An 11,286-nucleotide genomic window follows, 5' to 3' on the forward strand; every position below is an offset into this window, starting at 1 on the left:
GGACGACGTTGGGGCCATACGTTGACCGGGGCGCAGCGGTGACAGCCGAGACCATTATCCAGAGTCTGGCGAGCGGCCTTTTGATGGGGCTGCTCTACGGATTGATCGCCGCCGGGCTCGCATTGATCTTCGGATTGATGGACGTCGTGAACTTCGCCCACGGCGAGTTCCTGATGATCGCGATGTACGTGACCTTCTTCCTGTTCGCATTCTTCGCGATCGATCCCTTGCTGGCGGCGCCGCTGGTCGCCGCGGCCTTGTTCGTGTTCGGCGCGGTGGTCTATCTGCTGATCGTCCGCTTCGCGATGCGGGCCAAGGCCAATGCCGGCATGGTGCAGATCTTTTCGACCTTCGGCCTGGCGATCGTGATGCGGGGGCTGGCCCAGTTCTTCTTCACGCCCGACTACCGCAGCGTCACCAATTCCTGGGTCGGCGGCAAGACGATATCGATCGCCGGCATCTATCTGCCGGAACCGCAGTTGATCGGCGCGATGCTGTCGATCGCGGCCTTCGTCGCGCTGTACTTCTTCATCCATCGCACCGATTTCGGCCGCGCACTGGAGGCGACCCGCGAGGATGCCGGCGCCGTGGCGCTGGTCGGCATCGACAAGAACCGGGTGTTCGCGCTCGGCTGGGGCCTCGGTGCGGCGCTGGTCGGTCTCGCCGGCGCGATCATGGCGATCTTCTTCTACGTCTATCCCGACGTCGGCGCCTCGTTCGCGCTGATCGCCTACGTCACCGTGGCGCTCGGCGGCTTCGGCAGCGTGTTCGGCGCCTTTGCCGGCGGCATCATCGTCGGCCTGGTCGAGGCGACCACCGCGCTGATCCTGCCGCCGTCGCTGAAATCGGTCGGCATCTACGCCGTCTATCTCCTGGTCGTCTTCATCCGCCCACGCGGCCTGTTTGGATCGATGTGATGGACACCCACTTCGCCCAGCGCCGCAGGCGTGACCTGGTCGTGGCGCTTTGCCTTGCGGTCATCGCCGCGCTGGTGCCGCTGTTCGTCAAGGACGTCTACGTCCAGAACATCATGGTGCTGACCCTGATGTATGCGGCGCTGTCGCAGAGCTGGAACATCCTGTCCGGCTATTGCGGGCAGATCTCGCTCGGCCATGCGCTGTATTTCGGGCTCGGCGCTTACACCACCGCGCTGTTGTTCACCAAGTTCGGTGTGTTGCCGTGGTTCGGCATGCTGGCGGGCGGGGCGATTTCCGCCGTGATCGCGATGGCGCTGGGCTATCCCTGCTTCCGCCTGCGCGGCCATTACTTCGTGATCGCGACCATCGTGATTGCCGAGATCGCGCTGCTCTTGATCCAGAACTGGGACTGGGCGGGGGCGGCGCTCGGCATCGACATCCCTGTGCGCGGCGACAGCTGGCTGAAATTCCAGTTCGCCCGCTCGAAGCTGCCTTACTTCTATTTCGCGCTGGCATTGGCCTGCGTCGCCTGGCTGGTCACCTGGTGGCTGGAAGATTCCAAATGGGGCTATTGGTGGCGCGCGGTGAAGGACAATCCGGATGCGGCCGAAAGCCTCGGTGTCGTCGTGTTCAATTCCAAGATGGGCGCGGCCGCGGTCTCGGCGTTCCTGGTCGCGGTCGGCGGCAGCTTCTATGCCCAGTTCGTTTCCTACATCGATCCTGAAAGCGTGATGGGCTTCCAATTCTCGCTGTTGATGGCGCTGCCGGCGGTGCTCGGTGGCATCGGCACGCTGTGGGGGCCGGTGCTCGGCGCCGTCATCCTGATCCCGCTCACCGAGCTGACGCGTTCCTATGTCGGCGGCTCCGGCCGCGGCGTCGACCTGATCGTCTATGGCGCGCTGATCGTCGCGATCTCGCTGGCGCTGCCGAAGGGCCTGATCAGCGTGTTCTCCTCGCGCAAGGAGGCCGCGCGATGACGGCCTCGCCCGGAACCCCGCTTCTTGAAACCCGCGGTGTCTGGCAGCGCTTCGGCGGCCTGGTCGCCAACAGCGATGTCTCGATCTCGGTCGGGCGCGGCGAGATCGTCGGCCTGATCGGTCCGAACGGCGCCGGCAAGTCGACGCTGTTCAACCTGATCGCCGGCGTGCTGCCGCCGACCCAGGGCTCGATCCTGTTCGACGGCGAGGACGTCACAAGGCTGCCGGCAGCCGAACGCTGCCAGCGCGGCGTCGGGCGCACCTTCCAGGTGGTCAAGAGTTTTGAAACGATGACCGTGATCGACAACGTCATCGTCGGCGCGCTGATCCGTAACACCAAGATGCGCGTCGCGCGGCAGAAGGCCTATGAGGTGCTGGAGTTCTGCGGCCTGGCGGCACGCGCCGACAAGCTCGCCGCAGATCTCGTCCCGTCGGAGAAGCGCCGGCTCGAGGTCGCCCGCGCGCTCGCCACCGAGCCGAAGCTTTTGCTACTCGACGAAGTCCTCACCGGCCTGACGCCGGTCGAGGCGCAGACCGGCGTCGAGCTGGTGCGCAAGGTGCGCGCCACCGGCATCACCGTGCTGATGGTCGAGCACGTCATGGAGATCGTGATGCCGCTGGTCGACCGTGCCATCGTGCTCAATCTCGGCAAGGTGCTGGTCGAGGGCAAGCCCACGGACGTCGTCCGCAATCCGGAAGTCATTTCCGCCTATCTCGGGGATCGTCATGCTGTCGGTGCGTGAAGTCACCACCGCCTATCAGGGCCTGGTCGCGATCTCATCGGTGTCGATCGACGTCACCAAGGGCGAGATCGTCTGCGTCGCCGGTGCCAACGGCGCCGGCAAGTCGACGCTCTTGAAATCGATCGCCGGCGCCGAGCGGCCGCGTTCCGGCTCGGTCACCTTCGACGGCAAGCGCATCGACGGCCAGCCGCAGCACGTCATCACGGCCAGCGGCATCGCCTTCGTGCCGGAGAACCGCCGGCTGTTTCCGCGGCTCTCGGTGCGCGACAATCTGCGGCTCGGCAGCTATCTCTATCGCAGCAAGTCCGATCGCGATGCGCCGCTCGACCTGGTGTTCAATCTGTTCCCGCGGCTCGGCGAACGGCTCGACCAGCGCGCCGAAACCCTGTCGGGCGGCGAGCAGCAGATGCTCGCGATCGGCCGCGCGCTGATGACGCGGCCGCGGCTTCTGATGCTCGACGAGCCGTCGCAGGGCATCATGCCGAAACTGGTCGACGAGATCTTCCAGGCCGTGAAGCGCATCCGCGACGCCGGCATGACGGTCCTGATCGTGGAGCAGCGCATGGCTGAGTGCCTGGAGATCGCCGACCGCGCCTACATCCTGCAAACCGGCCGCCTGCTGATGCAGGGCACCGCCGCCGAGATCAGCACCAATCCGGACGTGCGCAAGGCGTATCTGGGGCTGTAATCACCGTCATTGCGAGCGTAGCGAAGCAATCCATCGTTCCGCGCACGAGGAGGGATGGATTGCTTCGTCGCTTCGTAGCCCGGATGAGCGCCAGCGACATCCGGGGCAGGCTGTCCCGCATATCGCTTCGCTCATGCGGGCTACGATCATCTATTGAGATCTGGCCTTTGCGGCGGCCAACAACATCTGTTCTACGATTCCTTCAAACTCGCTTTTGGCGATGGGGTCCGTTTTCGCGAACTCCTGGTAGGGTTTGATCGATTTGGGCCACCAATGATGGTGGCGCCCGGCCCTATCGAGGATAAGAGCGGCTGCTTCGACCTCGGCGTCTGTTGGTCGTCCGCACCAATTCGCGATGTCAGTTGTTTCCGGGTGCTAGTGCCCGTGCTCCGGCAACGTCAGCCCGAACACCCTCGTCAGATCCGCGACCTGTTCCGGTGACAGGTATCGCGGGTTCAACCCGCGCAGCAGCAGATAGAGCTTTGCGGTTTCCTCGAGCTCTTCGGTCGCGAACACCGCGGCTTCCAGCGTGTCGCCCGACACGACCGGGCCGTGATTGGCGAGCAGCACCGATGAATATTGCCCGGCAAGTCCCCTGATCGCGTCGGCCACCGCGGGATCGCCGGGACGATAATACGGCACCAGCGCGGTCTGGCCGCATTTCATCACGTAATAGGCCGTCATCGCCGGCAGCACGGCGCGCGGGTCGATCTCGGGCAGCATCGAGAGTGCGACCGAATGGGTGGAGTGCAGATGCACCACGGCGCCGGCGGTGGCGCGGGTCTGGTAGAGGGCGGTGTGTAGCGGCACCTCCTTGGTCGGGGCGTCGCCGGAGATTAGCCGGCCCTGGCCGTCGAGCCGCGACATTTTCGCCGGATCGAGGAAGCCGAGCGAGGCGTTGGTCGGCGTCACCAGACAGCCGCCGTCATCGAGCCGGACGCTGATATTGCCCGAGGAGCCCGGCGTCAGCCCGCGTTCGAACAGCGAGCGGCCGAAGCGGCAGATGTCTTCACGAAGCTTTGTTTCGCTCATCCCGTTTCGCTCATGGCGCTATTCATGTCCCGGTTTGTCTCATGCTTTGGCAGCGCGGCCAAGCCGTGATAGGCAAGCCCTCTAAAGCAGCAAAGAACGTTCGAGGGATCGCCGCATGTCCAGTTCCGCAACGCCGCGCGTCGCCGTGATCGGGCTTGGCTCGATGGGATACGGCATGGCGACCTCGCTGAAGCGCAAAGGCTTCGAGGTCACCGGCTGCGATGTCTCGGCCGATGCGGTCAAGCGCTTCGAGGCCGAGGGCGGCAAGGGGGCGGCGTCGCCAGCGGAGGCGGCAAAGGGCGCCGATATCGTCGTCAGCGTCGTGGTCAACGCTGCGCAGACCGAGACGATCCTGTTCGGCAAGGACGGTGTCGCCGAGACGCTGGCGAAAGACGCGGTGTTCATCTCCTCGGCGACCATGGATCCCGAAATCGCCCGGCGGCTGGCCAAGCAACTCGAGGCCACCGGCCGGCATTATCTTGATGCACCGATCTCCGGCGGTGCGCAGCGCGCCGCGCAGGGCGAACTGACGATTCTCGCCTCGGGCAGCGCGGCGGCGTTCGCCAAGGCGCGGCCGGCGCTGGATGCGATGGCCGCAAAACTCTACGAGCTCGGCGATGCCGCAGGGCAGGGCGCTGCGTTCAAGATGATCAACCAGTTGCTGGCAGGCGTGCATATCGCCGCCGCCTCGGAGGCGATCGCGTTCGCCGCCAAGCAAGGCCTCGATATCAGGAAGGTCTATGAGGTGATCACGGCTTCCGCCGGCAATTCCTGGATGTTCGAGAACCGCATGCCGCATGTGCTCGACGGCGATTACGCACCGCGCAGCGCGGTCGAGATATTCGTCAAGGACCTCGGCATCATCCAGGACATGGCGCGCAGTGCGCGCTTCCCGGTGCCGGTTTCGGCCGCGGCATTGCAGATGTTCCTGATGACTGCGGCCGCCGGCATGGGCCGCGACGACGATGCCTCGGTGGCGCGGATGTATGCCCAGGTCACCGGCACCAAGCTGCCCGGCGAGAAATAAGAGGATCCTGCAATGCCCCGCTTTGCCGCCAATCTCACCATGATGTTCAACGAGGTCCCGTTCCTCGACCGCTTCGAGGCGGCGGCGAAAGCCGGCTTCACCGCGGTCGAGTTCCTGTTTCCCTATGACCATCCGGCCGCGGAAGTCGGCAAGCGCCTGAAGGAAGCCGGTCTGACCCAGGCACTGTTCAATCTGCCGCCGGGCGACTGGGCCGCCGGCGAGAAGGGATTCGCCGCGCTGCCGGATCGCTTCGCCGACCTGCAAGCGAGCCTGACAACCGCACTGCCCTATGCGCAAGCGACCGGTGTCAAGCGGGTGCATCTGATGGCGGGGATTGCCGACCGAGGCGATGCCAAGGCCGTCGCCGCGTTCCGCAAATCGGTGGCTTACGCCGCTGAATTCTTCGCGCCGCATGGTCTCGACGTCGTGATCGAGCCGATCAACCCGCGCAACGTGCCCGGCTACTTCCTCAACGACTTCATGTGCGCGCGCGACCTGATCGACGAGCTGAAGATTCCAAATCTCAAGCTGCAATTCGACATCTATCACTGCCAGATCATCCATGGCGACGTCACCATGCGGCTGCGCGAGATGATGCCGATCATCGGCCACATCCAGATCGCCTCGATTCCCTCGCGCAACGAGCCCGACGGCGAGGAGCTGAACTATCCGTTCCTGTTCGGCGAGCTCGACCGGCTCGGTTACGACGGCTTCGTCGGCTGCGAATACAATCCGCGCGGCAAGACCACTGACGGTCTGGCCTGGTTCAAGCCCTATGCCGGAGTGAAGCCGTGACGCGAGCCGGAAAACTGTCGCTGGGTTGTATCGCCGACGACTATACCGGCGCTTCCGACCTCGCCAACACGCTGACCCGCGCCGGCCTGCGCACGGTGCAGACCATCGGCGTGCCGGCCGACGATCTCGCGCTGCCCGAGGTCGACGCTGTCGTCGTGTCGCTGAAGAGCCGCTCGATCGCGGCCGATGTCGCGGTCACGCGTTCGCGCGATGCCGAGGGCTGGCTGCGGGGCCGCGGCGCCGGGCATATCCTGTTCAAGATCTGCTCGACCTTCGATTCCACCGATGCCGGCAATATCGGCCCGGTGATGGATGCGCTGCGCGCCGATTCCGGGGATGCGATCGTGCTGGTGACGCCGGCCTTCCCGGAGACCGGCCGCACCGTCTACCAGGGCAATCTGTTCGTCGGCTCGGTGCCGCTGAACGAGAGCCCGCTGAAGGACCATCCGCTCAATCCGATGCACGATTCCAACCTGGTCCGCGTGCTGGGTCGCCAGAGCAGGACCAAGATCGGCCTGGTCGATCTGGCGACGCTCGCCCGCGGCGCGGACGCGGTGCGCGCCAAGCTGGCCGAACTCGCGCGGGGCGGCATCGGAGCCGTCATCATCGACGCGGTGTTCGACCGCGACCTCGAGACCATCGGGCAGGTGGCGCTGGATCACCGGCTCTCGGTCGGCGCCTCCGGGATCGGGCTTGGATTGGCGCGCGCGCTGGTCGATGCCGGCAACGCCAAGCCTGGTGCGACGGACAGGTTGCTTGAGACGCCGGTCGGCGGCCCGGCCGCCTGCCTCGCCGGCAGTTGCTCGCAAGCGACCCTGCGTCAGATCGCCAGCGCCGAGAAGGTGATGCCGGTGCTGCATCTTGATCCGGAGCGCGTGGTCGCCGGCAAGGACGAGGCGCAGCGTGCGCTGGCCTGGGCCAAGGACCGGCTCGGCGCACGGCCGATCCTGATCGCCAGCAGCTCGACACCTGAGGAGGTCGCAGCTCTGCAATCCCGTCATGGCCGCGATGCGGCGGGACATGCCATCGAGCAGGCGATGGCCGACATCGCCGACGGGCTGGTGCAGTCGGGCGTGCGCAGGTTGGTGGTCGCAGGTGGTGAAACTTCAGGCGCCGTGGTCGATCGTTTGCGCATCCCGGGATTCCTGGTCGGCGCGGAAATCGCTGCAGGCGTTCCGGTTTTGCGCGCGGTCGGCGCGCGAGATGGCGACATGCTCCTTGCCTTGAAATCAGGCAATTTCGGCGGACCGGCGTTTTTCTCGGATGCGCTGGCATTGATGCCTTGAGACGCGCAACGCGCGTCATGTCTGAGCGATGACAGGGCGCCTCCGTAATTCAACGGGGAGGTAAATTAACCCTACTTAAGGAGGGGGGCTGGCTTTGATGTCTGCGGCGTCCCGCCGCGCCCACAGCCATTCGATCGGACCTCGCGGGCCCGATACCCAAGAGACCTCACGATGTTCGCCAAATTCTCGATCCGCGCCAAGATCATTGCCGCGGTTGCGTTCCTGCTTGTCGCGCTGAGCGGCATGGGCCTGCTCGCCGTCTGGAATATGCGGGCGATCAACGCCAACACGGTCGACATCACGACCAACTGGCTGCCGAGCGTGCGCGTGCTCGGCGAGTTGCGCGCCGGCGTCATCACCTATCGCAACGTGATCCGCGAGCACATGCTCTCCGAGACGACCGAAACCAAGCTGGCGCAGGAAAAGACGCTGGTCACCGTGGTCGAGATGATCGCCAAGGCCCGTACCACCTACGAGCCGATGATCACGTCTCCGGGGGAACGGGCGCTCTACAATCAATGGGTCGAGACCTGGGACAAGTACCGCAAGGGTACTGAACAGGTGATGGAGCTGTCACGCAAGGACGTCGGCAAGATTCCCCATGACGCGCATGAGCTCAATACCCAGGTCGTGAACAAGATCGGCCTCGAGGCGGACGAAATCCTCAACAAGGACATCGCCTACAACAACACCGGGGCCGACAAGGCCGCGCAGGACGCCACCGACAGCTACAATTCGGCTTTCATGCTGCTCGCGGTGATCCTCGGCGCTGCCGTCCTGATCGGCGTCGGTGTCAGCTTCTACCTGGTTCGTGACGTCTCGGCCGGTATCGCTTCGATCATCACGCCGATGCAAGCGCTGGGCCGCGGCGACCTCACCGCGGACGTGCCGCACCAGGGCGAGAAGACCGAGATCGGCGCGATGGCCGATACCTTGCAGGTGTTCAAGGAGGCGCTGGTCGCGAAGAAGGCGGCGGATGAAGCCGCGGCTGCCGACGCCGAAGCCAAGATCGAGCGCGGTCGCCGCGTCGACACCATCACCCGCAATTTCGAGCAGATGATCGGCGAGATCGTGCAGACCGTGTCGTCGGCCTCGACCCAGCTCGAAGCTTCAGCCTCTACGTTGTCATCGACCGCCCAACGTTCGCAGGAACTGACGACCACGGTCGCCGCTGCGTCCGAGGAGGCCTCGGCCAACGTCTCCTCGGTTGCGTCCGCGACCGAAGAGCTGTCGTCCTCGGTGACCGAGATCAGCCGTCAGGTGCAGGAATCGGCGCGGATGGCCGGCGATGCGGTTGGCCAGGCGCGCACCACCAATGATCGCGTCAGCGAGCTGTCGAAGGCGGCCGCGCGGATCGGCGACGTCGTCGAGTTGATCAACACGATTGCCGGACAGACCAATTTGCTGGCGCTGAACGCCACCATCGAGGCGGCGCGCGCCGGCGAGGCCGGCCGCGGCTTCGCGGTCGTGGCGTCGGAGGTGAAGGCGCTGGCGGAGCAGACGGCGAAGGCGACCGGCGAGATCGGCCAGCAGATCGCCGGCATCCAGGCCGCGACCCAGGAGTCGGTCGGCGCGATCAAGGAGATCTCCACGACCATCGAACGGCTGTCGGAGATTTCGTCGACCATCGCAGCGGCGGTCGAGGAGCAGGGCGCGGCGACCCAGGAGATCTCCCGCAACGTGCAGCAGGCCGCGCAGGGCACCCAACAGGTTTCGGCCAACATCACCGACGTGCAGCACGGCGCCAATGAGACCGGTTCGGCCTCGAGCCAGGTGCTGTCGGCGGCACAGTCGCTGTCGGGTGACAGCAGCCGCCTCAAGCTCGAAGTCGGCAAGTTCCTCGACGCCGTCCGCGCCGCCTGACGTCATCGAGACATCACAGATCGGACAATGCCCGGCCCTCGCAGGCCGGGCATTTTTCATTGCCGATTCTTTCGGCAACGCTCCGTACTTCAACGGAAGGTCCGGTTAACGATCCGTAGTTCCACGCGCGGTAACTTGCCGCAGCGCGACACTGCCACCGCACGAGATCGCGACATTCACTCCGAACGAGGCAATCGATGATGATCCTGGCGCGCTTCCGTATTCTCACGAAGATTCTGGCGATTGTGGTCGGCCTCTCGGTCATTGCCAGTGCGCTGGCCTATCTCGGGATTTCATCGCTCAAATCGCTGAGCCAGCGCGGCGAGGTCACGGCACACGCGGCGGAACGCGCGCTGCTCTCGGCGCGCGCCAATCAGAGCGTGCTTGCGATCAACCGGGCCGAGTTCCGCAGCGCGCTCGATCCCCGCGACGAGAACCGGATCGCGGCCCGCGGCGTGATCGACGAACAGCTCAAATTGCTCGAGGAACGCCTCGTCGAACTCGGCAAGACCGAGGATCAGCCGACCATCGCGCTGCTGTCCGGCGTGCGGTCGGCGCAGTCGACCTATCAGGCCCAGTTGAAGCAGACGCTCGATGCGGTCGATGGCGCCCGGGCCGCCGACCTGACTGCGTCGGCGGAGAAGCTGCGCGATGCCGCGATGAAGAGCCGTGCGGCGGCGGAAGAGCTGCAATCCAAGGTGCGGGCGGTAGCCGATCGCCAGGATCAGCGGGTCAGGGACAACGTCAAGGCCAATGAGCTAGAGTATACCTCGACCTCGGAGCTGTTGATCCTGCTCGCGGCATCGGGCGTCGTGTTCGGCCTGGTATTCGGCTTCCTCGTCGGACAATACGGCGTCGCCAAGCCGATCCGTGCCGTCGTCGAGCTGTTGCAGCAGCTCGCCAACGGCAATTACGAGGTTGCGGTGCATGGCACCGACCGCCGCGACGAGGTCGGCGACGTGGCCAAGACCGCGCTCGTGTTCAAGGACAACGGCCTTGCCAAGATCCGGATGGAGCGCGAGCAGAAGGACGCCGAGGCGCGCGCCGCTGCGCAGCGCCGTGCCGACATGCTGCAACTCGCCGACGGTTTCGAGCGTGCGGTCGGCGAGATCGTGGAAACGGTGGCGTCCGCCTCGACCGAGCTCGAGGCCTCGGCGACCACGCTGACCTCGACCGCCGAACGGTCGCAGGAACTGGCGACGACGGTCGCAGCGGCCTCGGAAGAGGCGTCGACCAATGTGCAGTCGGTGGCATCCGCGACCGAGGAACTGTCGTCCTCGGTCTCCGAGATCAGCCGCCAGGTACAGGAATCGGCGCGGATGGCGGGCGACGCGGTCGATCAGGCCCGTGCGACCAATGATCGGGTCAGCGAGCTGTCGAAAGCCGCCGCCCGTATCGGCGACGTGGTCGAGCTCATCAACACCATCGCCGGCCAGACCAACCTGCTGGCGCTGAACGCGACCATCGAGGCGGCTCGCGCCGGCGAGGCCGGCCGCGGCTTTGCCGTGGTGGCGTCGGAAGTGAAGGCGCTCGCCGAGCAGACCGCGAAGGCGACCGGGGAGATCGGCCAGCAGATTTCCGGCATCCAGGCCGCGACCGAGGCCTCCGTGAACGCGATCCGCGAGATCGGCGCAACCATCGAGCGGCTCTCCGAGATCTCCTCGACGATTGCCGCCGCCGTGGAGGAGCAGGGCGCCGCGACCCAGGAAATCTCCCGAAATGTTCAGCATGCGGCCGAAGGCACCGGCCAGGTCTCGGCCAACATCGCCTATGTCCAGCGCGGCGCCACCGAGACCGGGTCGGCCTCGACGCAGGTGCTGGGTGCCGCACAATCGCTCTCCGGCGACAGCAACCGCCTCAAGCTCGAGGTCGGCCGGTTCCTGGACTCGGTCCGGGCCGCCTGATTCTGCGCAAGCGCGGTTGTGCCATCGGCGTGACGGACCGGACTGGTTCGTCAT

At 65.6% G+C, this 11,286-nt stretch carries 10 protein-coding genes; 9 read left to right on the forward strand and 1 reads right to left on the reverse strand.

Translation table 11 applies throughout. From position 1 onward, the window contains the following. The first annotated feature begins 38 nt into the window (after positions 1–38). Genes CWS35_RS17850 through CWS35_RS17865 form a run of 4 tightly spaced genes read left to right on the forward strand, consistent with a single transcriptional unit; the run spans position 39 to position 3,325 of the window. Complete coding sequence (locus tag CWS35_RS17850; protein WP_024579367.1) at positions 39–917, forward strand: branched-chain amino acid ABC transporter permease; 879 nt, start codon at positions 39–41, stop codon at positions 915–917. Beyond that, on the forward strand, positions 917–1,894 hold the full coding sequence (locus CWS35_RS17855; protein WP_100952808.1) for a branched-chain amino acid ABC transporter permease: 978 nt from the start codon (positions 917–919) through the stop codon (positions 1,892–1,894). The genes CWS35_RS17850 and CWS35_RS17855 overlap by 1 nt, the downstream gene beginning before the upstream one ends. After that, positions 1,891–2,637 (forward strand): ABC transporter ATP-binding protein, encoded by a 747-nt coding sequence (locus CWS35_RS17860; RefSeq protein ID WP_100952810.1) that lies wholly within the window; start codon positions 1,891–1,893, stop codon positions 2,635–2,637. The genes CWS35_RS17855 and CWS35_RS17860 overlap by 4 nt, the downstream gene beginning before the upstream one ends. After that, complete coding sequence (locus CWS35_RS17865; protein ID WP_024579370.1) at positions 2,621–3,325, forward strand: ABC transporter ATP-binding protein; 705 nt, start codon at positions 2,621–2,623, stop codon at positions 3,323–3,325. The genes CWS35_RS17860 and CWS35_RS17865 overlap by 17 nt, the downstream gene beginning before the upstream one ends. Positions 3,326–3,700: 375 nt before the next feature. Here CWS35_RS17865 and CWS35_RS17870 read toward each other — a convergent pair whose 3' ends face one another. Next, positions 3,701–4,357: an aldolase gene (locus CWS35_RS17870; protein WP_100952812.1), complete on the reverse strand. Its 657-nt coding sequence runs from the start codon at positions 4,355–4,357 to the stop codon at positions 3,701–3,703. Between the two features lie 115 nt (positions 4,358–4,472). On the opposite strand from CWS35_RS17870, the gene ltnD reads away from it, so the two are divergent. From ltnD to CWS35_RS17895, 5 genes are all read left to right on the forward strand, one after another. Then, the gene (gene ltnD, locus CWS35_RS17875; protein ID WP_100952814.1) at positions 4,473–5,384 is read left to right on the forward strand and encodes an L-threonate dehydrogenase; all 912 of its coding nucleotides are present in this window, start codon (positions 4,473–4,475) and stop codon (positions 5,382–5,384) included. Between the two features lie 12 nt (positions 5,385–5,396). Continuing rightward, positions 5,397–6,179: a 2-oxo-tetronate isomerase gene (otnI, locus tag CWS35_RS17880; protein WP_100952816.1), complete on the forward strand. Its 783-nt coding sequence runs from the start codon at positions 5,397–5,399 to the stop codon at positions 6,177–6,179. Beyond that, entirely contained in the window at positions 6,176–7,465 is a 1,290-nt protein-coding gene (gene otnK / locus CWS35_RS17885) for a 3-oxo-tetronate kinase (protein WP_100952818.1), read from the forward strand. Before otnI ends, otnK begins: the two co-directional genes overlap by 4 nt. A 171-nt stretch (positions 7,466–7,636) precedes the next feature. Next, positions 7,637–9,328, forward strand: coding sequence for a methyl-accepting chemotaxis protein (locus CWS35_RS17890; RefSeq protein ID WP_024579375.1), 1,692 nt, complete (start codon positions 7,637–7,639; stop codon positions 9,326–9,328). Positions 9,329–9,525: 197 nt separating this feature from the next. Then, a complete protein-coding gene (locus CWS35_RS17895) occupies positions 9,526–11,232 on the forward strand; it encodes a methyl-accepting chemotaxis protein (RefSeq protein WP_100952820.1) in 1,707 nt (568 codons plus the stop codon). The last annotated feature ends 54 nt before the right edge of the window (positions 11,233–11,286 follow it).

The sequence above is a fragment of the Bradyrhizobium sp. SK17 genome (assembly GCF_002831585.1).
Taxonomy (GTDB): domain Bacteria; phylum Pseudomonadota; class Alphaproteobacteria; order Rhizobiales; family Xanthobacteraceae; genus Bradyrhizobium.

Coding starts and splice junctions, on each gene's coding strand:
- CWS35_RS17855 (WP_100952808.1), top strand. CDS start 917: ATGGACACCCACTTCGCCCAGCGCCGCAGGCGTGACCTGGTCGTGGCG.
- CWS35_RS17860 (WP_100952810.1), top strand. CDS start 1,891: ATGACGGCCTCGCCCGGAACCCCGCTTCTTGAAACCCGCGGTGTCTGG.
- CWS35_RS17865 (WP_024579370.1), top strand. CDS start 2,621: ATGCTGTCGGTGCGTGAAGTCACCACCGCCTATCAGGGCCTGGTCGCG.
- CWS35_RS17870 (WP_100952812.1), bottom strand. CDS start 4,357: ATGAGCGAAACAAAGCTTCGTGAAGACATCTGCCGCTTCGGCCGCTCG.
- ltnD (WP_100952814.1), top strand. CDS start 4,473: ATGTCCAGTTCCGCAACGCCGCGCGTCGCCGTGATCGGGCTTGGCTCG.
- otnI (WP_100952816.1), top strand. CDS start 5,397: ATGCCCCGCTTTGCCGCCAATCTCACCATGATGTTCAACGAGGTCCCG.
- CWS35_RS17890 (WP_024579375.1), top strand. CDS start 7,637: ATGTTCGCCAAATTCTCGATCCGCGCCAAGATCATTGCCGCGGTTGCG.
- CWS35_RS17895 (WP_100952820.1), top strand. CDS start 9,526: ATGATGATCCTGGCGCGCTTCCGTATTCTCACGAAGATTCTGGCGATT.